The following is a 21,202-nucleotide window of genomic DNA, read 5'->3' as shown; positions in this document are numbered from 1 at the left end:
CCCAGACGAGAAAGAGGGCCGGCGGAGCGATCCGCCGGCCCTTTTCTGTTTGCCGAAAGGCGGTGGTCAGTCGGCGCTGACGACCACCAGCTTGCGGTTCACGAACTCCTTGATGCCGACGTCGCCCAGCTCGCGGCCGAAGCCCGAGCGTTTGACGCCGCCGAACGGCAGTTCGGGCATGGAGGTCGTGGTGGTGTTGATGAAGACCATGCCGGTTTCGATGCGCGAGGCCAGTTTGCGGGCGCGGTCCGTGTCGCCCGAGAAGATCGAGCCGCCCAGGCCGAAGTGGGAATCGTTGGCTAGAGCCACGACCGCATCGTCGTCCTCAACCACGAAGACCTGGGCCACAGGGCCGAAGAACTCCTGATAGAAGGCCGGGTTGTCGCGCGCGACGTCAGTCAGGACGGTCGGCTCGTAAAAGAAGCCGGTGCGGTCAGCGGGCTTTCCGCCGGTCACCGCCTTGGCGCCGTGCTGGATCGCCTCTTCCACCTGCTTGGTCAGGGTCTTCAGCGCATCTTCGGACGACAGCGGGCCCAGGTCGGTGGCCTCGTCCAGCGGATCGCCCATGACGGCCTTCTTCATGCCTTCGACGAAGCCGGTGATGAAGGCGTCGGAGACCGACTTCTGGACGATGAAGCGTTTGGAGCCGGTGCAGACCTGTCCGGCGTTGGACAGACGGCCTTCGACGCCTGCCGCGACCGCCTTTTCGATGTCGGCGTCGTCCAGCACCACGAAGACATCGCTGCCGCCCAGTTCCAAGGTGGACTTCTTCAGCATTTCCGACGCGCGGGCCGAGACCTTGGCGCCGGCGCCCTCCGACCCGGTCAGGGCCGCGCCCTGGATGCGGTCGTCGCCGATCAGTTCGGCGACCTTGTCCGAGGAGATGTAGAGGTTGGCGACGAAGCCCTCCGGCGCGCCGGCCTCACGCACCAGTTCGGCGAAGCGGGCGGCGCAGCGGGGCACGATGCCCGCGTGCTTGTAGAGCACGGGATTGCCGACCGCGATGGCGGGAGCGACGACGCGGATCAGTTGGTAGATCGGGAAGTTCCAGGGCTCGACCGCCAGCAGCACGCCGATCGGGTGGAACTCGACCCAGGCTTCGCCCAGTTCGCTGTCGATCTTTTCGGGCTTGAGGAAGTCGGCGGCCTTCTCGGCATAGTAGGCGGCGATGCCGGCGCACAGATCAATCTCGCCCTGCCCCTGAGCCAGGGGCTTGCCCATCTCCTCGGCCATGGTGCGGGCCAGGTCGTCGCGGTTGTCTGTCAGCAGGCCTGACAAGGATTTTAGCACGGCGAGACGCGGCTGGATGTCGCCCTTGGACCAATCCGAATGGAACAGGCCGTCGGCTTTTGTCAGGGCGGCCTCGACGGCGTCGTCGGTGTGTTCCGGATAGTCCTCGACCAGCTGTTCGGTGAAGGGATTGAGGGTGCGATAGGCCATGGGGCGTCCTGAAGTTTCGGTCGGACGCCCGGGGCGGCGCCGATCCGTTGTCAGGAAAGCAAACGCGACCTGTCGGGGCGGGTTGCCTGGTCGTCAGTCCGGATCGCTGAACGGCGGCGGCAGTTGGCCGGACTTGAAGAGGATGGTCGGCTCCTCGTCGTAATCCCCCATTTCGGTGTCGGCCGAGACGGCGAAGGCGACGACGCCCAGACGCAACGGCGCCAGCCGTTCGGCCTTGCGACGCGCCTCTTCGGCGTCTTTGCAGCCGACCTGGGGTTCTGCGCGCAGGGCCTTGCCCCGGCCCTGGACGTAGGCCTGGACGATATAGACGGTTTCGGTTGCCATCCGTTTCCAAGCGGCCTGTTCGGCGCTCAGGTCAATCGATCAATCGAGCCTCAGTCCGTTTTCGCTCTAGCTTCACTCTAGCTTCAGGGCCTCGGCCAGCAGCCGGGCCTCGGCGGCGCGGCTGGAGCCGGCGCGCCAGGCGACGACGATCTCGCGATGGGGCGGGACGCCGTCGGCCTGGTTCTCGAAGGCGCGAATGGCGACGGAGGGGTTGTCGGCCAGACCGGCCTGCACCGCCATCTTCGGCAGGAAGGAGACGCCGAGGCCCGAGCCGACCATCTGAACCAGGGTGTGCAGGCTGGTAGCCGCAAAGACGTCGTCGCCGCGCGGGGCCTCGATGTCCAGCGCCGCCAGAGCGTGGTCGCGCAGGCAATGGCCGTCCTCCAGCAGGATCAGATCCTCGGCCCGCAGCGAGCCGGGGCGGATGGGGCCGGGTGCGGCCAAGGCATGGTCGGCGGGGGCGGCAGCCATGATCTCGTCATCGCCGATGCGGGCGTGGGCGATGCCTGGCGCATCATAGGGCAGGGCGATGACGGCGGCGTCGATCTGACCCGCCTTCAGCGCCGCGATCAGCCGGGGCGTCAGATCCTCGCGGATGAACAGCTTCAGGCTGGGATAGGCGGCCTTCACCGACGGGAGCTTGGCGGGCAGCAGGAAGGGGGCGACGGTGGGGATGACGCCCAGGCGGAAACGGCCGGACAGCAGCCGCCCGGCGTTTTTGGCCGCCTCGACCAGATCCTCGGTGCGGGCCAGGACGTCCTCGGCGCGGCGAACGGCCTCGGCTCCAACGGCGGTCATGATTACGGCGCCGCGCGCGCGTTCGACCACCGGCGCGCCCAGGATGCGCTCAAGCTCCTGCACCCCGGCGCTGAGGGCGGGCTGGCTGACATGAGCGGCCTCGGCGGCGCGCGAGAAGCTGCCGTGTTCGGCCAGGAGCTTGAGATACTGGAGCTGACGCAACGTGGGGAGCATGGAAGGGAAATAGGCCTGTCCTATGCTGACGCCAAGGATAATCGATTGGCTTTATCCGTTTGACCCGTGTCGTATGACCCCATCATCTACAGGGCGATGCAAAAATCGCTCACCGTCGTGCGCCAGAGCAGCAGGGAGAAAACACCATGACCGACGAAGCCAAATGCCCCTTTTCCGGCCGGACGCCCCGGTCGGTCGCAGGCGGCGGCGTTCAGAACCGCGATTGGTGGCCCAATCAGCTGCGGGTCGATCTGCTGAACCAGCACTCGACCAAGTCCGACCCGCTGGGGGAGTCGTTCGACTACCGCGAGGCCTTTTCCAAGCTGGACTATGAGGCGCTGAAGGCGGATCTGCGCGCCCTGATGACGGACTCCAAGGATTGGTGGCCGGCCGACTTCGGCCATTACGGCCCGCAGTTCATCCGCATGGCCTGGCACAGCGCCGGCACCTATCGCGTCGGCGACGGTCGGGGCGGCGGCGGGCGGGGCCAGCAGCGGTTCGCGCCGCTGAACTCCTGGCCCGACAACGTCAATATCGACAAGTCGCGTCGCCTGCTGTGGCCCATCAAGCAGAAGTATGGCCAAGCCATCTCGTGGGCAGATCTGATGATCCTGACCGGAAACGTCGCGCTGGAGACCATGGGCTGCCGCACCTTCGGCTTCTCCGGCGGCCGCGCCGATACCTGGGAGCCGGATCAGGACGTCTATTGGGGTCGCGAAACGACCTGGCTGGGCGGCGACGAGCGCTATGCCCACGGCTCGGACGGTGTTGTGAAGCCGGGCGACGAGGCCGTGCTGGTCAGCGATGACAATGCGGACGGCGACAAGCATTCGCGCGATCTGGAGAACCCGCTGGCCGCCGTGCAGATGGGCCTGATCTACGTCAATCCGGAGGGGCCGGACGGCAATCCCGATCCGATCGCGGCGGCGCGCGACATCCGCGACACCTTCGCCCGGATGGCGATGGACGATGAAGAGACGGTGGCCCTGATCGCCGGCGGCCACACCTTCGGCAAGACGCACGGCGCGGGCCCTGCCGACCACGTCGGCGCAGAGCCGGAAGGCGACGGTCTGGAGGCGCAAGGCTTGGGCTGGACCTCCAGCTTCGGCACGGGACATGGCGCCGACGCCATCACCAGCGGCCTGGAAGTCACCTGGACCCAGACGCCGGCCCAGTGGAGCAACTTCTATTTCGAGAACCTGTTCGGCTTCGAATGGGAGCTGGAGAAGTCCCCCGCCGGGGCGCATCAGTGGGTGGCCAAGGACGCGGGCGAGATCATCCCCGACGCCCACAATCCGGCCAAGAAGAAGCGGCCGACCATGCTGACGACCGACCTGTCGATGCGGTTCGACCCGGCCTATGAGGCGATCTCGCGACGGTTCCTGAGCGATCCGCAGGCCTTTGCCGACGCATTTGCGCGGGCCTGGTTCAAGCTGACGCACCGCGATCTGGGACCGCGTTCGCGCTATGTCGGTCCGGAAGTCCCGAGCGAAGTCCTGTTGTGGCAGGATCCGGTGCCGGAGGTCGATCATCCGCTGATCGGTGCGACGGACGCGGCGGGTCTGAAGGCCAAGGTGCTGGAATCGGGCCTGAGCGCCGCCGAACTGGTGGGCACGGCCTGGGCCTCGGCCTCGACCTTCCGGGGCGGGGACAAGCGGGGCGGGGCTAACGGCGCCCGCATCCGCCTGGCGCCGCAGAAGGATTGGGCCGTCAACCAGCCCGAACAGCTTGATCGGGTGCTGAGGACGTTGCAGCGCATTCAGACCGAGTTCAACCAGGCGCAGACGGGCGGCAAGAAGGTGTCTCTGGCCGACCTGATCGTGCTGGCCGGCAATGCAGGCGTCGAACAGGCGGCCAAGGCGGCGGGCCACGACGCCAGCGTGCCCTTCACGCCCGGCCGGACCGACGCCAGCCAGGCGGACACGGATGTCGAATCCTTCGGCTATCTGGAGCCGGTCGCCGACGGCTTCCGCAACTTCCAGAAGGCCCGCTATGCGGTGCCGGCCGAGTCGCTGCTGATCGATCAGGCGCAGCGGCTGACGCTGACGGCGCCGGAGATGACGGTGCTGATCGGCGGCCTTCGGGCGATCAACATCAATACGGGCGGTGCGACGCACGGCGTGCTGACCAAGCGGCCGGGCGTGCTGTCCAACGATGTCTTCGTCAATCTGCTGGACATGGACGTGAAGTGGGCGGCGACCTCGGACGCCAAAGACGTCTTCGAAGGCCGCGACCGCAAGACGGGCGAAGCCAAGTGGACCGGCACGCGTGTCGATCTGGTGTTCGGCTCCAACGCCGTGCTGCGCGCGCTGGCCGAGGTCTATGCTGGGGCCGACGCCGAAGGGAAGTTCGTCTCGGACTTCGTGGCGGCCTGGACCAAGGTGATGGAGCTCGACCGGTTCGACCTGCACGGCTGAGCCGGGGGCAGAGGCTGAAAAAGAAGAGGGCCGGGCGCGTCGCAGCGTCCGGCCTTTTCTTCGCGCGGATCAGCGCAGCTTGATCTCGAACAGCTGCGGCCAGCGTTTGCCGGTGACGAACAGGCGCTTTCCCGCCGCGTCCCAGGCGATGCCGTTCAGGACGTCGTCGTTGGGGTCGAGGTTCGCGCCCTTGGGGACCAGGGCGGTCAGGTCGATGAAGGCCTTGACCACGCCGGTCTCGGGATCGATGCGCGCGATGCGGTTGTCCTGCCAGATATTGGCGAAGACCTCGCCGTCGATCCATTCCAGTTCGTTGATTTGATCCAGCGGCCGGCCGTCGGCGGTGACGGAGACGCGGCCGGTCTCGGCCAGGGTTTCGGGGTCCAGAAAGCGCAGCTGGTCGGTGCCGTCGCTCATGATCAGGCGGCGGCCGTCGGTGGTCAGGGCCCAGCCCTCACCCGGATAGGAGAAGCCGCCTAGAGGCGAGAAATCGTCCAGCTTCCAGATGAAGCCGATGTGGTTGCGCCAGGTCAGGCTGTAGAGCTTGCCGTTCAGCGTGGTCATGCCCTCGCCGAAATAGATGGTCGGCAGGTCGCGCTGACGCTCCGCGCGGCCGGTCTCCAGATCGACCTTGCGGATGAAGGACGGATAAAGGCCCGTGCTCTCGTAGAGGGCGCCGTCGTGGAAGAAGAGGCCCTCGGTGAAGGCCCCCGTGTCGTGCGGATAGGCCCGCACGATCTCGTAGGACTGGACCGGCACTTCGGCCCTGATCGGCAGGGCGACGCCTGTCGTCAGCAGCAGACCGGCGGCAAGGCCGGCGAGCCGGGACGACAGGCGCATCATGAGCCTTAGCCCCGCTCGGCGGCGGCTTCGGCCTCGGCCTTTTGCGCGCGGGCCTCGGCGGCGTTCGCCTCGCTGCGGGCCAGTTCGGCCTTTTCCTTCTTGGATGCGGATTTGCGACCCAGCATGTTCAACGCCTCAACACCGGCCGAGAAGGCCATGGCCGCATAGATGTAGCCCTTGGGCACATGATAGCCGAAGCCGTCGGCGATCAACACCATGCCGATCATCAGGAGGAAGCCGAGCGCCAGCATGACGACGCTGGGGTTCTTGTTGATGAAGTTGGCCAGCGGGTCGGCGGCCAGCAGCATGACGGTCACGGCGACCAGAACGGCGACGACCATGATCGGCAGGTGCTCGGTCATGCCGACGGCCGTCAGGATCGAGTCGATCGAGAAGACGATGTCCAACAGGATGATCTGGAAGATGGCCGCGCCGGCGTTGGCGATGACCACGTCCTTCTTGTCCATGACGTCGTGGCTGGGCGTGGGATCGACCGTGTGGTGGATTTCCTTGGTCGCCTTCCAGACCAGGAACAGACCACCCGCGATCAGGATCAGGTCCTTCCAGGAGAATTCATTGCCCATGACGGTGAACACGGGCTGCACCAGACCGACCAGCCAGGCGATGATCGACAGCAGGGCCAAACGCATGATCAGCGCCAGGCCGATACCGATGCGCCGCACCTTCTGGCGCTGATGCTCGGGCAGTTTGTTCGACAGGATGGAGATGAAGATCAGGTTGTCGATGCCGAGCACGACTTCCATCACGATGAGGGTCACCAATGCGGCCCAGGCGGCCGGATCGGAGAGCAGGGGGGTTATGCTGTCGAGCATCGGGGTTCCTGGTGGAGGATAAAGCTTGAGCGGAAATCGCTAGGGCCGACGCGGGTTCCGATCAAGCGATGGGGTGCGGCGTCATGGTCGCACCCCCTTGCTAGGCACAGGCGGCGAACGGACGTGCGACGGCGCCCTCGCGCGGGCGCAGCGAGGTCTGGAGGTCTGGAGGGCTGGACGGAGCGCCGGGCCTTCGCCCGGAGTGTGAGTTTGTAAGTACCGTTTCGACGAAGGGTGTGACGCTCCGCGCGGGGGGTTGGCCTGCAAGCTCGGGGCGCCGAGCGGTGGCGGTCTTATCGCCTAACCCCATAAGCCTGCGACGGGCGGGTCGGAGCAGCGATCCCCGATCCCCGGTGCGGCCGAGTATCCCCCTCGACCCTGCGACGCGACTGCGGACGCCGGGCGATTCCCCGACCGATCAGCCCCGGCGCCGCGATGGAGTCTCACCATCGCCCCCGTTCCCTCCGCTCCCGCCGCCGCAAGGTCGCAGGCCAGGCGAGCCCTCCATGCGACGAGACGGATGTATTATGGGGCCGTTTGACCCCGTGGATGGGAGAAGAGCGACATAAATCGGCAAGCGGTTGAAATCCTTGCGGATGGACCAGCGGCATTGCGATGGCTGAGCATCGTCTCCTCCCCATTCATGGGGAGGTGGCTCGAAGCGTAGCGGAGAGACGGAGGGGCTCTTTCCGCATCGCAGGCGCTCAAGCGGCGTTTAGAACCCCTCCACCGCTTCGCGGTCCCCCTCCCCATTGCATGGGGAGGAGACGGGCGTTCTTTCGTCGCCCCTGTCCCCCTGCGGCATCGGTGCGCCTTCACGCAATGTTGCGAGCGGCGAAACCCCGTGCTATCAGGCGCCCGGCTTGAAGGGGGCGTATTTAAGGATACGGCCTCCGTCGTGCTTTCCGTAAGCATTTCAAGCTTTTGACCGTTGCGAGCCTCGCAGTCGGTTGCGACCCTGACACAACGACCTCGGACCCTAATCAGTGGCTGATGATTTCAGAACGACGGAAGTCGGCGATCGCTACGCACAGGCGCTGTTCGACCTGGCGCTGGAAACCGGCCGCCTGGACGCCGTCCGCGCCGACCTGAAGTCGCTGAAGGCGGCCTGGACCGAAAGCGCCGATCTGCGTCGCCTGGCCACCTCGCCCGTCATCGCCGCGCCGGACCAGGCCAAGGGTCTGGTCGCTATCGCCGCCAAGGCCAAGTTCGAGCAGACCACGACCAACTTCCTGGGTCTGCTGGGTCAGAACCATCGCGCCAAAGATCTGCCTGCCGTGATCGCCGGATTCGAGGCCCGCTACGCCAAACACGCCGGCGTGGTCGCCGCCGAGGTCGTCTCGGCCCAGCCGCTGGACGCCAAACAGGTCGCCGCCATCACCGCCGCCCTGTCCAAGAGCCTGGGCAAGGCGCCGGAACTGACCGCGCGCGTCGATCCGTCGATCCTGGGCGGCCTGAAGGTCAAGGTCGGCTCGAAACTGTTCGACGCCTCGCTGAAGACCAAGCTCGACCAGATGAAGTTCGCCCTCAAGCGCGCCTAAACGCGCTCCCGCCACCAAGAATGCGCGCCTGAACGGCGCACCCGCAGAAGACTGAAGAACAGAGAGCCCGTCATGGACATCCGCGCCGCTGAAATCTCGGCCATCCTCAAGTCGCAGATCGCCAACTTCGGCGTCGAAGCCGATGTCTCCGACGTCGGCAGCGTGCTGTCGGTCGGCGACGGCATCGCCCGCATCCACGGCCTGGACAATGTCCAGGCCGGTGAAATGGTCGAGTTCACCAAGGCCGGCGTGAAGGGCATGGCCCTGAACCTCGAGCGCGACAACGTGGGCGCCGTGATCTTCGGCGCCGACGCCGCCATCGCCGAGGGCGACGACGTGCGCCGCCTGGGCGAGATCGTGGACGTTCCGGTCGGCAAGGGTCTGTTGGGCCGCGTCGTCAACCCGCTGGGCGAGCCGATCGACGGCAAGGGCCCGATCCAGTTCACCGAGCGCCGCCGCGTGGACGTCAAGGCGCCCGGCATCATCCCGCGCAAGTCGGTTCACGAGCCGATGCAAACCGGCCTGAAGGCCATCGACACCCTGATCCCCGTCGGCCGCGGCCAGCGCGAGCTGATCATCGGCGACCGTCAGGTTGGCAAGACCGCCGTCGCCGTCGACACCATCCTGAACCAGAAGAACGTCAACAAGACTGACGACGAGAGCGCCAAGCTCTACTGCATCTACGTCGCCATCGGTCAGAAGCGTTCGACCGTCGCCCAGATCGTCAAGACCCTCGAAGAGTCGGGCGCGCTGGAATACACGATCGTCGTCGCCGCCACAGCGTCGGAACCGGCCCCGCTGCAATTCCTGGCCCCGTTCGCCGGCACCGCCATGGGCGAGTTCTTCCGCGACAACGGCATGCACGCCCTGATCGTCTATGACGACCTGTCCAAGCAGGCCGTCGCCTATCGCCAGATGTCGCTGCTGCTGCGCCGTCCGCCCGGCCGTGAAGCCTATCCGGGCGACGTCTTCTACCTGCACAGCCGCTTGCTGGAGCGCTCGGCCAAGCTTAACGAGGATTACGGTTCGGGCTCGATGACCGCCCTGCCGATCATCGAAACCCAGGCCAACGACGTTTCGGCCTATATCCCGACCAACGTGATCTCGATCACCGACGGCCAGATCTTCCTGGAATCGGACCTGTTCTATCAGGGCATCCGCCCGGCCGTGAACGTCGGCATCTCGGTGTCGCGCGTCGGCTCGTCGGCCCAGACCAAGGCGATGAAGAAGGTCGCCGGTTCGATCAAGGGCGAGCTGGCCCAGTATCGCGAGATGGCCGCCTTCGCCAAGTTCGGCTCGGACCTGGACGCCTCGACACAGAAGCTGCTGGCGCGCGGCGCCCGTCTGACGGAACTGCTGAAGCAGCCGCAGTATTCGCCGCTGGCGATGGAAGAGCAGGTCGTCTCGGTCTACGCCGGCACGCGCGGTTACATCGATGGCATCGCCGTCGGCGACGTGGGCCGCTTCGAGAAGGAACTGCTGGCGCGCATCCATGCGAACCACGCCAGCCTGCTTGAAGGCATTCGCACCAAGAAGGACCTGACCTCGGACCTCGAAGCCGAGCTGAAGGACATCCTGGCCGCCTTCGTCAAGACCTTCGCCTGAACCCGTCTGGTAAGCTGAGAGAGTAAGCGCCGGATGGCCAGCCTCAAGGAAATGCGCAATCGGATCGGAAGCGTGAAAGCCACGCAGAAGATCACGAAAGCCATGCAGATGGTCGCCGCGGCCAAGCTGAAGCGCGCCCAGGACCAGGCCGAAAGCGCCCGGCCCTATGCGCAGAAGATGGCCTCGGTCATCGCCAATCTGGCCGCCGGCGTCTCGGGCGCCGACGCGCCCAAGATGCTGTCGGGCACCGGTCAGGACCAGCGTCACCTCATCGTGGTGGCGACGGCGGACAAGGGTCTGGCGGGCGGTTTCTCGACCAACGTCATCCGCGCCGCGCGCGAGCGGATCAACAGCCTGATCAACGCCGGCAAGGATGTGAAGATCATCGCTGTCGGCAAGAAGTCGCGCGATCAGCTGGCGCGTCTGTACGGCGACAAGGTGGTCCACACCTTCGAGCTGTCGGACCAAAAGACGATCGGCCTGCCGTCGGCCCAGCCGGTCGCCGAGATGATCGCAACGGCGTTCGAAGAGGGTCAGGCCGATGTGGTCACCCTGTTCTACAGCCAGTTCAAGTCGGTGATCCAACAGGTCCCGACGGCCAAGCAGCTGATCCCGGCCGTGGTCGAGGGCGACGCCCAGCCGATCGACCTGAACGGCGCGGTCTATGAGTACGAGCCCTCGGAAGAGGAAATCCTGGAAACCCTGCTGCCGCGCGCGCTGACGACCCAGATTCTGGCCGCGCTGTATGAGAACCAGGCCGGCTTCTTCGGCTCGCAGATGGCGGCGATGGACAACGCCACGCGCAATGCGGGTGACCTCATCAACGCCCTGACGCTGCAATACAATCGCAAGCGCCAAGCCCAGATCACCACCGAGCTGATCGAGATCATCGCCGGCGCCGAAGCCCTCTGATCCCGACCGAACAGACATTCCGATACGGACCCTGACCATGACCGACACCGTCGCCCCCAAGAAACCCGCCGCCAAGAAGCCCGCCGTCAAGAAGGCGCCTGTCGCCGCGGCCGCGCCCGGCGCGGCCGTCGCCACGGGCAAGATCGCCCAGGTCATCGGCGCCGTCGTCGACGTCGAGTTCGACGGCCACCTGCCGGCGATCCTGAACGCCCTGCACACCCAGAACATCGACCAGAAGACGGGCGAGCCTTTCACCCTGGTTCTGGAAGTCGCCCAGCACCTGGGTGAGAACATGGTCCGCGCCATCTCGATGGACACGACCGAAGGTCTGACGCGCGGCCAGCCCGTGACAGACACCGGCTCGTCGATCCAGGCGCCGGTCGGCCCCGGCACCCTGGGCCGCATCATGAACGTCGTCGGCCAGCCGATCGACGAAGCCGGCCCGATCGCCACCACCGAATACCGCCCGATCCACAAGGAAGCGCCCAGCTTCGAAGAGCAGTCGACCTCGTCTGAAATCCTGGTCACGGGCATCAAGGTCATCGACGTGATGTGCCCCTACACCAAGGGCGGCAAGATCGGCCTGTTCGGCGGCGCTGGCGTGGGCAAGACCGTGACCATGCAGGAGCTGATCAACAACATCGCCAAGGCGTACGGCGGTTATTCGGTTCTGGCCGGCGTGGGCGAGCGCACCCGCGAAGGCAACGACCTGTATCACGAGATGATCGAGTCCAACGTTAACGTGGACCCGTCCAAGAACGGCGGCTCGACCGAGGGCTCCAAGTGCGCCCTGGTGTACGGCCAGATGAACGAGCCCCCCGGCGCCCGCGCTCGCGTCGCCCTGACCGGCCTGTCGATCGCGGAATACTTCCGTGACGAAGAAGGCAAGGACGTGCTGCTGTTCGTCGACAACATCTTCCGCTTCACGCAAGCCGGTTCGGAAGTGTCGGCTCTGCTGGGCCGCATCCCCTCGGCCGTGGGCTATCAGCCGACGCTGGCCACCGAGATGGGCAATCTGCAGGAGCGCATCACCTCGACCAAGAAGGGTTCGATCACCTCGGTCCAGGCCATCTACGTGCCCGCCGACGACCTGACCGACCCGGCGCCCGCCGCCTCGTTCGCCCACTTGGACGCGACGACGGTTTTGAGCCGCGACATCGCCGCCCAGGCCATCTTCCCGGCCGTTGACCCGCTGGACTCGACCTCGCGGATCATGGACCCGCTGGTCATCGGCGACGAACACTACAACGTCGCCCGTTCGGTTCAGGAAGTCCTGCAGCAGTACAAGGGCCTGAAGGACATCATCGCCATCCTGGGCATGGACGAGCTGTCGGAAGAGGACAAGCTGGTCGTCTCGCGCGCCCGCAAGATCCAGCGCTTCCTGTCGCAGCCCTTCTTCGTGGCCGAACAGTTCACCAACTCGCCCGGCAAGTTCGTCGAGCTGGCCGATACGATCCGCTCGTTCAAGGGCATCGTCGCCGGTGAATACGACCACCTGCCGGAAGCCGCCTTCTACATGGTCGGCTCCATCGAAGAGGCCGTCGCCAAGGCCGAGAAGATGGCGTCGGAAGCCTGATCATGGCCGGCAAGCTGAACTTCTCCCTCGTCTCGCCGGAACGCGAGGTCTTCTCGGGCCTCGTGGACCAGGTCGATGCACCGGGCGTCGAGGGTGACTTCGGCGTCCTGCCGGACCACGCCCCCTTCATGACCGCCCTGCGCGAGGGTCTGGTGACCGTCTATAGCAACGGCGCCAAGACCCAGTACGACGTCCACGGCGGTTTCGCCGACGTGAACGGCGAAGGCCTGACCGTCCTGGCCGAACAGGCCACCGAGGTCGTCGCCGCCTGATCCTGTCGAAGGATCGAAAGATTTGAGGCCTCCCGTTTCGGCGGGAGGCCTTTTTCGTGGGCGGCGGGCGCGCTAGGACCGGCCCATGACCGATCTCATCGACATCCACGGCGTCTGCGCCCCCGGCTATGAGGCCGTGCGTGAGGCCTTCGCCGCCAACTTCACCGAGGCCCCCGAGGGGCTGAACGAGCAGGCGGCGCGGTTCAGCGTGCTGGTCGAGGGCGAAACGGTCGTCGATCTGTGGGCGGGCCATGCGGATACGGCCAGGACGACGCCGTTCACCGACACTACCCTGACCTCGGTGTTTTCGACCGGCAAGGCGGTGATGGCCATCCTGATGGCGACGGCGGTCGAGGCGGGTCAGATCGACTATGACCAGCCGGTCGCCTCGCTGTGGCCCGAGTTCGGGGCGGCGGGCAAGGCGGAGGTCACCGTCGCCCAGCTGATGAGCCACCAGTCGGGGCTACCGGGCTTTTCCGAGGCGGTCGATCCAACGATCTGGTTCGATGTGTCCGCGGTTCTGTCGCGTCTGGCGGCTCAGCAGCCGATGTGGGCGCCGGGCACCGCCTCGGGCTATCACCCGATCACCGTCGGCTATCTGGCCAATGAGCTCTATCGCCGCGCGACCGGCCGGACGATGGGCCAGGCGCTGCGCCAGGACTTCGCGGAGCTGGACCTGTGGATCGGCCTGCCGGAAAGCGAGCATGGACGGGTGGCGCAGATGCGCAAACCCACGGCGGCGCCCAGCCTGGGGGCCATCGATCCGATCAAACAGGCCGCCTTCCTGGATCGCGGCTCGGCGCCGGGCGGGCGCGGTTCTGCGGCCTGGCGCGAGATGGAGATTCCGTCGGCCAATCTGCACGGCACGGCGCTGGGCTTGGCGAAGATGCTGGGCGTAGTGGCAAATGGCGGCGTGCTGGACGGCCGGTCGGTGCTGTCGGCGGGAACGTTGGATCAGCTGACGCACGAGCGCATCCATGGGCCGGACAAGGTTCTGCCCTATACGATCAGCTGGGCGGCCGGTCTGATGCGCAACGACGGATTGAGGGTGTTCGGGCCCAACGAAGCCTTCGGCCATTATGGCTGGGGCGGGTCGATGGCCATGGCCGATCCCTCGCGGAAACTGTCGGCGGCCTATGTCATGACGCGCCAGTCGCCGCACCTGATCGGCGACCCTCGGCCCAAGCGTTTGCTGGACGCGCTTTACGCCGCCTTCTGAACCGGGCCGGGCGCGGTCAACAGACCGATCAGGCCGGCCAAGCCCGCGCAGCCGGCGCAGGTCAGGATCACGGCCCGAAATGCCGCGTGGAAGGCGTCGCGTACGACGGGCGTGATCTCGGCGCCCGACATGACCTGGGCCAGCTGGGCGCGGGCGTCAGGCAGATTGGCGACCCCGGCGAAGACCGCAGACAGCACCAGGCCCAAGAGGGCGACGGCCAGAAGGCTGGCCACGCGCGCCACTGCATTGTTGACGCCCGAGGCCACGCCGGTGTGGCCCGCCTTGACGGCCCCCATCACCGTCGCCGTCAGCGGCCCGACCGCCAGGGTCATGCCGATCGCCAGCACCGTCATCCCCGCCAGCGGTCCGTCGACGTAGCCGGCGCCCGGCGCAGGCACAGCCAGAAGCGCCAGTCCGATCCCGGCCAGGGCCGGCCCGAGGCTGAGCGACAGACGCGCGCCGAACCGGTCGGCGACCCGTCCCGCCAGGCCGGAGAACAGGCCCATGACGGCGGCGAAGGGCAGCATGGCGGCGCCGGCCTCGGTCGCGCTCCAGTTGTGAACCCGGATCAGATCGAAGGGCAGGAAGAACATCGCCCCGCCCAAGGCGAAGTAGAGCAGCAGGGTCAGCAGATTGATTCCGCTGAACACGGAAGACGAAAACAGGCCCAGCGGCATCATCGGGTGGCTCTGGCGCGCCTCGGCCCAGACGAAGGCGGCCAGCAACGCCGCGCCCACGACAAGTCCGGCCAGGATGACGGGCGATGCGAACCCCAGATCGGGCGCGGCGGTCAGGGCCCAGGTCAGGGCGCCCAGCCCGGCGACCGCCAGAACCGCGCCCGGACCGTCCAGACCGCGCGCGTCGGGATCGCGGCTCTCGGGCGTGGCGGCCAGGGTCACAAAGGCGGTCAGGATCGCCAGCGGGACGTTGATCCAGAAGATGGCGCGCCAGTCGGCGGCGTCGGCCAGCCATCCCCCGATCAGCGGCCCTACCATGCCGGTCAGGGCCCCGAACCCGGCCCAGGTTCCAAAGGCCTTGCCCCGCTCCTCGGGCGGGAAGGTGGCGCCGATCACCGCCAGGGCGCCGGGCGTCAGCAGGGCCGCGCCGATCCCCTGGATCGCTCGGCCGGCGACCAGGGCCTGGACGGTGGGCGCCAGGGCGCAGCCGATGGAGGCCAGGGCGAAGATCGCGACCCCGATCAGAAAGACCCGTCGGCGGCCGAACCGATCGCCGGCCGCCCCGCCGATCAAAACCAGGGCGCCAAGCGTCAGCAGATAGGCGTTCGACACCCACTGTACCGCCGCTGTGCCGGCCGCGAGATCCCGCTGCACGGCGGGCAGGGCGACGCCCAGGGCCGAGCCGTCGATGAAGGTCAGGCTGGAGCCCAGCACCGTCGCGGCCAGCACCCAGCGTTTGCGTGCCGCCGACAGCGGATGGGCCGGTTCGGCGGCGGCGTGGACCTGTCCGCCTTCGCACGGGCCCGGTTGGGCGGTCGTCATGGCCTCGCCTCCGTGTAGGCGAACGCTACGCCGGTTCCGCCGTGGTCTTCAACGCCTCGCGTGCGGCGCGGCTGCGATTGAAGGCGGCCAGGGCGAAGACGCCAGCGCCGGCCCAGATGAAGACGAAGGAGACGATCCGCAGCAGGGTCAGCGGCTCGCCGGTCGCCACGCCGCAGGCGAACTGCAGCGTCGGGGCCAGGAACTGGATGAAGCCCACCGTGGACAGGGGCAGACGCCGCGCCGACCAGGCGAACAGCGCCAGGGGGATCACGGTGGCCGGGCCGTTCACCAGCGCCCAGATCAGACCGGACGGCGACGCGAACCCGACCGCCTGACCGTGGGTGGTCAACCAGGCCAGGAAGACCGCGCCGATGGGCAGCAGCACCAGACATTCCACGAACAGCCCGGTCTGGGCCGAGGCGGGCACGCGCTTTCTGATCACCGCATAGGCGCAGAAAGTGACGGCCAGGGTCAGGCCGATGATCGGCACATGGCCCAGGGCGATCGTCTGGATCACGACCCCGATGGCGGCCAGACCGATGGCGAGCGCGCTCCAGCGGTCGATCTTCTCGCGGAACAGCACGGCGCCGGCCGCCATGTTGAGCAGGGGATTGATATAGTAGCCGAGGCTGGCCTCCAGCGTCGCATGATGCGTGGTGGCGAAGACGTAAAGGCTCCAGTTCGTGCCGATCAGCAGCGCGGACAGCGCCAGCCAAGCCAGGGTGCGCGGCGTGGCCAGCACCCGGCGCGCCTCGCCCCATTGCCCGGCCAGCAGCAGGACCAAGGCGGCAACAAAGACCGACCAGACCGCCCGGTGCGCCAGGATTTCGGGCGCGCCGAAGCCGTGCGCCGACATCGCCATGAACAGCAGCGGCAGCAGCCCCCACAGGGTGTAGCAGGCGATGGCCGTACCGACGGCTCGGCCGTCGGCAGGGAGTGCGTTGGCGTTCATGACGGTTGAGACCGCCTAGACCGTGATCGAACGATATCCCGACGACGACTTGATCACGCCGGTCTCGTCCAGCAACTGGGCGATCTGGACCGCGTTCAGGGCGGCGCCCTTGCGCAGGTTGTCGGACACGACCCAAAGGTTCAGGCCGTTCTCGACGGTCGGGTCCTTGCGGATGCGGCTGACATAGACGGCGTGTTCGCTGGCCGCATCGACGGGGGTGATATAGCCGTCGTGTTCCTGCTTATCGATCACCAGCACGCCTGGCGCCTCGCGCAGGATGGCGCGGGCCTCATCGGGTTCGATGGAGCGATCGAACTCCACATTCACGGCCTCGGAGTGACCCACGAAGACGGGCACGCGCACGCAGGTGACGGTGACCTTGATGTCGGGGTCCAGCATCTTGTGCGTCTCGTCCGACATCTTCTTCTCCTCGTCGGTGGAGCCGTCCTCGAGGAAGGAGCCGATGTAGGGGATGACGTTGAAGGCGATCTGTTTGGGGAACTTCTTGGGCGTGGCGTCGCCCAGGCCGTAGATGGCCTTGGTCTGGTTCCACAGCTCGTCCATGCCTTCCTTGCCGGCGCCAGACACCGACTGATAGGTCGAGACGACCACCCGCTTGATCTTGGCCGCATCGTGCAGCGGCTTCAGCGCCGTCACCAGCTGGATGGTCGAGCAATTGGGGTTGGCGATGATGTTCTTCTTGGTCGCGTCCTTGATGGCGTCCGGGTTCACCTCGGGCACGATCAGCGGCACGTCGGGGTCCTTGCGGAAGGCCGAGGAGTTGTCGATCACGATAGGACCGGCCTTGCCGATCTTCTCGGACCATTCCTTGGACACCGCGCCGCCAGCAGACATCAGGACGATATCGACCTTGGAGAAGTCGAACTGCTCGATGTCCTGGCATTTGATGGTCTTGTCGCCGAAGGAGACCTCGACGCCCTTGGACTTGCGCGAGGCGATGGCGTGGATTTCATCGACGGGGAATTCCAGCTCCTCGAGGATGTTCAGCATTTCGCGGCCCACATTGCCCGTGGCTCCGACGATGGCGACGCGATAACCCATGATGCTTGGTCCTTCGGACGCGCTACCGCTCGGCTCAGCGGAGCCTTGCTGCTTGAGCGCGGTTTGGTGTGTGCTGTGCATTTAGGCGTTCGCAGCCGCGAAGCAATCGCTTTTCACTGTGCCGGGCTTTAAGCAGTCCTCCCATGACCTCCCGTATTCGCAACGCCTACGACATCCGCGTGGAAGAGGGCGTGCTGACGCCCGATCCGGCGCAGGAGAGCGTGATCACGGCACTGGAGCGGCTGGAGGTCGATCTGGCCAAACGCGGCCTGTTCGGCAAGGCGCCGGAGGTGCGGGGCATTTATCTCTACGGCCCGCCCGGACGCGGAAAGTCGATGCTGATGGACCTGTTCTATTCGGCGACGCCTGAACCGCGAAAGACGCGGGCGCACTTCCACGCCTTCATGGCCCGCATCCACGATCTGGTGAAACAGTGGCGCGAGGGGGATGCGAAGGCCCGCAAGGCCGTGTTCGGAACCCATAAGGGCGACGACCCCATCCCGCCGATCGCGAAGCTGATCGCGTCGGAAGCCCGGCTGCTGTGTTTCGACGAATTGCAGGTCACCGACATCGCCGACGCCATGATCCTGGGCCGGTTGTTCGAAGCCCTGTTCGAGGATCGGGTGGTGCTGGCCATCACCTCGAACCGCGCGCCGGAGGACCTCTACAAGAACGGCATCAACCGTCAGCTCTTCCTGCCCTTCATCGACATCATCCGCGAGCGCTGCGTGGTCGTGGAGACGGCCGGGGCGCGCGACTGGCGGTTGGACCGGATGACCTCGGCCCAGGTCTGGCACACGCCGGACGACCGCGCGGCGTTCGAGGCGTTATGGCGCGAGCTGAAAGGGGGCGAACCAGAAGAGCCGGCGCACCTGACCGTGCTGGGTCGCAATGTGGTGGTGGAGCGCACCGTGGGGTCGATGGCGCGGGCGACGTTTAACGACCTGTGCGCCAAGCCGCTGGGGCCGCAGGACTATCTGGCTATCGCCCAGCGGTTCCACACGCTGTTCCTGGAAGACGTGCCGATCCTGAGTTCGGCCAACCACCACGAGGCGCGGCGTCTGGTGACCCTGGTGGACGCCCTCTATGAGGCCAAGACCAAGCTGATCGTGCTGGCGGCGGCCGAGCCCGAGGCCCTCTATACCGAAGGGGTGGGGGTGTTCGAGTTCGAGCGCACCGTGTCGCGCTTCAACGAAATGCAGAGCAAGGACTGGCTGGCGCACGTCCGCGACTGACGGCTAGGGTAGGGCTGACCCTCGGAGTGTTTCCATGCGCCGTCTCGCCCTCGCTGCCGCCCTTTCTTTGACCTTATCGCCGCTGACGGCGGGAGGAGCGCTCGCCCAGACGGCGCCGGCTGCGGCCAGTCGCGGTCTGACGCCGGGCGAGGTCGGGACGTGGATCACCGGGCTGGGCGGGCGGGTCGGGCCGGTGCAGACCGAGAACGGCCTGAGCTTCTTCACCGTGACCAATGCGGGCCTGACCTGGGCGGTCTTCTTCTACGGCTGTGAAGCGTCTGGCTGCGGCGAGGTTCAGTTCAGCGCGGTGGTGCCGGGCGCCGGGGCCACGCTGGACAAGGTGAACGCCTGGAACCGCGACAACCGCTATCTGAAAGCCTTCCATACTGCGGCCGAAACGCCGACGGCGACGGTGCAGTACGATATCGTCGTGCTGTCGGGCGAAGGCGTGGCGCAACTGACGGACCCGCTGACGGTTTGGCTGCAACTGCTGCCCAAGTTTGCGGCAGGCATGGGCTACGTCCCGCCGCAATGATGTTTCTCTCCCAACGGGAGGAGGGGAAAGAAAAAGGGCCTGCGGATCGCTCCGCAGGCCCTTCGTCATTTGATCGTCGCGCGGCTTACGCCAGCGAGCCGTCGATATCTTTACAGGCCTGCAGCAGTCCCTGTACCGAGGCGACGGACTTTTCGAACATCGCCTTTTCTTCGTCGTTGGTGGTGAACTCGACGATCTTCTCGACGCCGCCGGCGCCGATCAGGGCGGGGACGCCGACGTAGAGGTCCGACAAACCGTATTCGCCCGACAGCCAGACGGCGCAGGGCAGGACGCGCTTCTGATCCAGCAGGTAGGACTTGGCCATGGCGATGGCGGATTCAGCCGGGGCGTAGAAGGCCGAGCCGGTCTTCAGCAGGGCCACGATCTCGCCGCCGCCCTTGCGGGTGCGCTCGACGATGGCGTCCAGCTCGTCTTGCGACAGGAAGCCGGCGGCGACGGCGTCCGGCAGGGGCAGGCCGCCGACGGTCGAGTGGCGCACCATCGGCACCATATCGTCGCCGTGACCGCCCAGGGTCCAGGCGTGGATGTCCTGCACCGACACGCCGGTCTTTTCAGCCAGGAAGTAGGCGAAGCGGGCCGAGTCCAGCACGCCGGCCATGCCGACGACCTTCTCCTTGGGGAGCCCCGAGAACTTCTGCAGGGCCCAGACCATGGCGTCGAGCGGGTTGGTGATGCAGATGACGAAGGCGTTGGGGGCGTGGGCCTTGATGCCTTCGCCGACGGCCTTCATGACCTTCAGGTTGATGCCGATCAGGTCGTCGCGGCTCATGCCCGGCTTGCGCGGCACGCCGGCGGTGACGATGCAGACGTCGGCGCCCGCGATGTCGGCATAGTCGTTGGCGCCCTTCAGGGCCACGTCCGAACCGAAGACGGCGGTGGCCTCGGCGATGTCGAGGGCCTTGCCCTGGGGCGTGCCTTCGGCGATGTCGAACAGGATCACGTCGCCCAGGGCTTCGCGCGCGGCCACGTGGGCCAGAGTTCCGCCGATCATGCCGGCGCCGATAAGGGCGATCTTCGCGCGAGCCATGGATGTCTCCGTTTATTGCGTGTGCGAAAGGGGATTAATCGTGCGGGCGGTCTAGACCCCTCGCGCGGCTGTCGCAAGAACCTCGCTTTACGGCCTTGGTCAGGCTTGCGAAGGTCCGGCGACAACCGGAGGACTTCGATGCGCCGTTCATTCGCTTTCGCCCTGCTGCTGGCGTCGGTCGCCACGCCTGTGCTGGCCCAGACGCCGCCCGCGACCATCGGCGACCGCTATATTCCCGCACCCTGGTGGATGCGCGATCCGGTCATCGCCTCCGTCGGCCAGGTGCGGGTGGAGATTCAGGCCAACCGCGCCTTCGTTTCGGCCAGCTTCCAGTCGGTGGACCGCAGCGTCGCCGAGGCCTCGCGCGCCGCCGCCGATCAGGTTCGGGCGCTGAGCCAGGCCTTGTCGGCCTATGGGGCGGACAAGGTGCGCGTCGAGACCAGCGTCACCACTCGGCCGCTCTATGACCAGTACCGCGACGAAAACGGGGTGATGCGCGACAACACCCGCGCCGACCGCGTGGCCCGCTATCAGGCCGACGCCTCGGTCAATGTGACGGTGCGCGATGTGCGCCTGATCGAGCGGGTCTATGCGACCATCGTGGCTTCGCGTCCGACCTCGATCGGACAAGTCAATTTCAACCTGGACCCCGACAACAGCTGGAAGGCCAATCTGCAGGCCGAGGCGATGAAGGATGCGCGACGCCGGGCCGAGGCGGCGGCGACCAACGCCGGCGCGACCCTGGGCCGGGTCAAGATCATCGATCCGTCGGGCCGAGTCTGCCAGACGGACGTGCTGGCGGGCTGGCATTCGTACGCCGCAGGGGGCGGGCAGGAGACGACGGTGGACGATATTGTGGTGACGGGGTCGCGCATCAGCTACCCGCCGCCCGCGGC

General features: G+C 66.7%; 19 protein-coding genes. 10 read left to right on the top strand and 9 right to left on the bottom strand.

The genetic code is table 11. The features are described from left to right. Nucleotides 1-66 precede the first annotated feature (66 nt). From GGC30_RS14195 to GGC30_RS14185, 3 genes are all read right to left on the bottom strand, one after another. Complete coding sequence (locus tag GGC30_RS14195; protein ID WP_153925550.1) at nucleotides 67-1,440, bottom strand: NAD-dependent succinate-semialdehyde dehydrogenase; 1,374 nt, start codon at nucleotides 1,438-1,440, stop codon at nucleotides 67-69. Nucleotides 1,441-1,533: 93 nt separating this feature from the next. Continuing rightward, nucleotides 1,534-1,785: a hypothetical protein gene (locus GGC30_RS14190; protein ID WP_055807296.1), complete on the bottom strand. Its 252-nt coding sequence runs from the start codon at nucleotides 1,783-1,785 to the stop codon at nucleotides 1,534-1,536. Nucleotides 1,786-1,857: 72 nt separating this feature from the next. Next, nucleotides 1,858-2,757, bottom strand: coding sequence for a hydrogen peroxide-inducible genes activator (locus tag GGC30_RS14185; protein ID WP_055807300.1), 900 nt, complete (start codon nucleotides 2,755-2,757; stop codon nucleotides 1,858-1,860). Nucleotides 2,758-2,903: 146 nt separating this feature from the next. Between GGC30_RS14185 and katG the strand changes: the two genes are divergently transcribed. After that, nucleotides 2,904-5,174, top strand: a complete 2,271-nt coding sequence (katG, locus tag GGC30_RS14180; protein WP_153925548.1) for a catalase/peroxidase HPI — start codon at nucleotides 2,904-2,906, stop codon at nucleotides 5,172-5,174. A gap of 69 nt (nucleotides 5,175-5,243) precedes the next feature. Here the strand turns inward: katG and GGC30_RS14175 are convergent, their stop codons facing one another. Further along, entirely contained in the window at nucleotides 5,244-6,017 is a 774-nt protein-coding gene (locus GGC30_RS14175; RefSeq protein ID WP_153925546.1) for a glutaminyl-peptide cyclotransferase, read from the bottom strand. Nucleotides 6,018-6,022: 5 nt separating this feature from the next. Continuing rightward, nucleotides 6,023-6,850: a TerC family protein gene (locus tag GGC30_RS14170; RefSeq protein WP_055807309.1), complete on the bottom strand. Its 828-nt coding sequence runs from the start codon at nucleotides 6,848-6,850 to the stop codon at nucleotides 6,023-6,025. A gap of 986 nt (nucleotides 6,851-7,836) precedes the next feature. On the opposite strand from GGC30_RS14170, the gene GGC30_RS14165 reads away from it, so the two are divergent. From GGC30_RS14165 to GGC30_RS14140, 6 genes are all read left to right on the top strand, one after another. After that, nucleotides 7,837-8,391 (top strand): F0F1 ATP synthase subunit delta, encoded by a 555-nt coding sequence (locus tag GGC30_RS14165; protein WP_091751459.1) that lies wholly within the window; start codon nucleotides 7,837-7,839, stop codon nucleotides 8,389-8,391. Between the two features lie 72 nt (nucleotides 8,392-8,463). Beyond that, nucleotides 8,464-9,996, top strand: coding sequence for a F0F1 ATP synthase subunit alpha (gene atpA, locus GGC30_RS14160; RefSeq protein ID WP_055754289.1), 1,533 nt, complete (start codon nucleotides 8,464-8,466; stop codon nucleotides 9,994-9,996). 33 nt (nucleotides 9,997-10,029) lie between these two features. Continuing rightward, a complete protein-coding gene (locus tag GGC30_RS14155; protein WP_153925543.1) occupies nucleotides 10,030-10,908 on the top strand; it encodes a F0F1 ATP synthase subunit gamma in 879 nt (292 codons plus the stop codon). A 37-nt stretch (nucleotides 10,909-10,945) separates the two neighbouring features. Further along, a complete protein-coding gene (gene atpD / locus GGC30_RS14150; protein ID WP_153925540.1) occupies nucleotides 10,946-12,484 on the top strand; it encodes a F0F1 ATP synthase subunit beta in 1,539 nt (512 codons plus the stop codon). A 2-nt stretch (nucleotides 12,485-12,486) separates the two neighbouring features. Beyond that, the gene (locus GGC30_RS14145) at nucleotides 12,487-12,756 is read left to right on the top strand and encodes an ATP synthase F1 subunit epsilon (protein WP_153925536.1); all 270 of its coding nucleotides are present in this window, start codon (nucleotides 12,487-12,489) and stop codon (nucleotides 12,754-12,756) included. An 85-nt stretch (nucleotides 12,757-12,841) separates the two neighbouring features. Continuing rightward, entirely contained in the window at nucleotides 12,842-13,975 is a 1,134-nt protein-coding gene (locus GGC30_RS14140; protein WP_153925533.1) for a serine hydrolase domain-containing protein, read from the top strand. Here the strand turns inward: GGC30_RS14140 and GGC30_RS14135 are convergent. From GGC30_RS14135 to GGC30_RS14125, 3 genes are read right to left on the bottom strand one after another with little or no spacing between them, the layout of a single operon-like run. Continuing rightward, a complete protein-coding gene (locus GGC30_RS14135; RefSeq protein ID WP_153925530.1) occupies nucleotides 13,960-15,474 on the bottom strand; it encodes an MFS transporter in 1,515 nt (504 codons plus the stop codon). The two genes, GGC30_RS14140 and GGC30_RS14135, sit on opposite strands and share 16 nt — an antisense overlap. A 25-nt stretch (nucleotides 15,475-15,499) precedes the next feature. Continuing rightward, nucleotides 15,500-16,426: an EamA family transporter RarD gene (gene rarD / locus GGC30_RS14130; protein WP_153925527.1), complete on the bottom strand. Its 927-nt coding sequence runs from the start codon at nucleotides 16,424-16,426 to the stop codon at nucleotides 15,500-15,502. 15 nt (nucleotides 16,427-16,441) lie between these two features. Continuing rightward, nucleotides 16,442-17,488, bottom strand: a complete 1,047-nt coding sequence (locus tag GGC30_RS14125) for an aspartate-semialdehyde dehydrogenase (RefSeq protein ID WP_153925524.1) — start codon at nucleotides 17,486-17,488, stop codon at nucleotides 16,442-16,444. Between the two features lie 143 nt (nucleotides 17,489-17,631). Between GGC30_RS14125 and zapE the strand changes: the two genes are divergently transcribed. Both zapE and GGC30_RS14115 read left to right on the top strand, forming a co-directional pair. Further along, nucleotides 17,632-18,723, top strand: coding sequence for a cell division protein ZapE (zapE, locus tag GGC30_RS14120; RefSeq protein WP_153925521.1), 1,092 nt, complete (start codon nucleotides 17,632-17,634; stop codon nucleotides 18,721-18,723). Nucleotides 18,724-18,757: 34 nt separating this feature from the next. Beyond that, a complete protein-coding gene (locus tag GGC30_RS14115) occupies nucleotides 18,758-19,258 on the top strand; it encodes a YbjN domain-containing protein (protein WP_153925518.1) in 501 nt (166 codons plus the stop codon). An 85-nt stretch (nucleotides 19,259-19,343) separates the two neighbouring features. Here the strand turns inward: GGC30_RS14115 and mdh are convergent, their stop codons facing one another. Next, the gene (mdh, locus tag GGC30_RS14110; RefSeq protein WP_153925515.1) at nucleotides 19,344-20,306 is read right to left on the bottom strand and encodes a malate dehydrogenase; all 963 of its coding nucleotides are present in this window, start codon (nucleotides 20,304-20,306) and stop codon (nucleotides 19,344-19,346) included. Between the two features lie 138 nt (nucleotides 20,307-20,444). On the opposite strand from mdh, the gene GGC30_RS14105 reads away from it, so the two are divergent. Then, the coding region (locus GGC30_RS14105) for an SIMPL domain-containing protein (RefSeq protein WP_153925512.1) at nucleotides 20,445-21,202 on the top strand (758 nt) is incomplete at its 3' end.

Source organism: Brevundimonas sp. SPF441, assembly GCF_009661015.1.
Taxonomy (GTDB): Bacteria; Pseudomonadota; Alphaproteobacteria; order Caulobacterales; family Caulobacteraceae; genus Brevundimonas; species Brevundimonas vesicularis.
The sequence above is the reverse complement of the archived record's forward strand: the minus strand, read 5'-3'. Positions and strand labels throughout refer to the sequence as shown.

Excerpts from the sequence above, each read along its gene's own strand:
- zapE (WP_153925521.1), top strand. The coding sequence starts at position 17,632 with ATGACCTCCCGTATTCGCAACGCCTACGACATCCGCGTGGAAGAGGGC.
- GGC30_RS14135 (WP_153925530.1), bottom strand. The coding sequence starts at position 15,474 with ATGACGACCGCCCAACCGGGCCCGTGCGAAGGCGGACAGGTCCACGCC.
- mdh (WP_153925515.1), bottom strand. The coding sequence starts at position 20,306 with ATGGCTCGCGCGAAGATCGCCCTTATCGGCGCCGGCATGATCGGCGGA.
- atpD (WP_153925540.1), top strand. The coding sequence starts at position 10,946 with ATGACCGACACCGTCGCCCCCAAGAAACCCGCCGCCAAGAAGCCCGCC.
- GGC30_RS14195 (WP_153925550.1), bottom strand. The coding sequence starts at position 1,440 with ATGGCCTATCGCACCCTCAATCCCTTCACCGAACAGCTGGTCGAGGAC.
- GGC30_RS14175 (WP_153925546.1), bottom strand. The coding sequence starts at position 6,017 with ATGATGCGCCTGTCGTCCCGGCTCGCCGGCCTTGCCGCCGGTCTGCTG.
- rarD (WP_153925527.1), bottom strand. The coding sequence starts at position 16,426 with ATGAACGCCAACGCACTCCCTGCCGACGGCCGAGCCGTCGGTACGGCC.
- GGC30_RS14185 (WP_055807300.1), bottom strand. The coding sequence starts at position 2,757 with ATGCTCCCCACGTTGCGTCAGCTCCAGTATCTCAAGCTCCTGGCCGAA.
- GGC30_RS14115 (WP_153925518.1), top strand. The coding sequence starts at position 18,758 with ATGCGCCGTCTCGCCCTCGCTGCCGCCCTTTCTTTGACCTTATCGCCG.
- atpA (WP_055754289.1), top strand. The coding sequence starts at position 8,464 with ATGGACATCCGCGCCGCTGAAATCTCGGCCATCCTCAAGTCGCAGATC.
- GGC30_RS14145 (WP_153925536.1), top strand. The coding sequence starts at position 12,487 with ATGGCCGGCAAGCTGAACTTCTCCCTCGTCTCGCCGGAACGCGAGGTC.
- GGC30_RS14155 (WP_153925543.1), top strand. The coding sequence starts at position 10,030 with ATGGCCAGCCTCAAGGAAATGCGCAATCGGATCGGAAGCGTGAAAGCC.
- GGC30_RS14190 (WP_055807296.1), bottom strand. The coding sequence starts at position 1,785 with ATGGCAACCGAAACCGTCTATATCGTCCAGGCCTACGTCCAGGGCCGG.
- GGC30_RS14125 (WP_153925524.1), bottom strand. The coding sequence starts at position 17,488 with ATGGGTTATCGCGTCGCCATCGTCGGAGCCACGGGCAATGTGGGCCGC.
- GGC30_RS14140 (WP_153925533.1), top strand. The coding sequence starts at position 12,842 with ATGACCGATCTCATCGACATCCACGGCGTCTGCGCCCCCGGCTATGAG.
- katG (WP_153925548.1), top strand. The coding sequence starts at position 2,904 with ATGACCGACGAAGCCAAATGCCCCTTTTCCGGCCGGACGCCCCGGTCG.
- GGC30_RS14170 (WP_055807309.1), bottom strand. The coding sequence starts at position 6,850 with ATGCTCGACAGCATAACCCCCCTGCTCTCCGATCCGGCCGCCTGGGCC.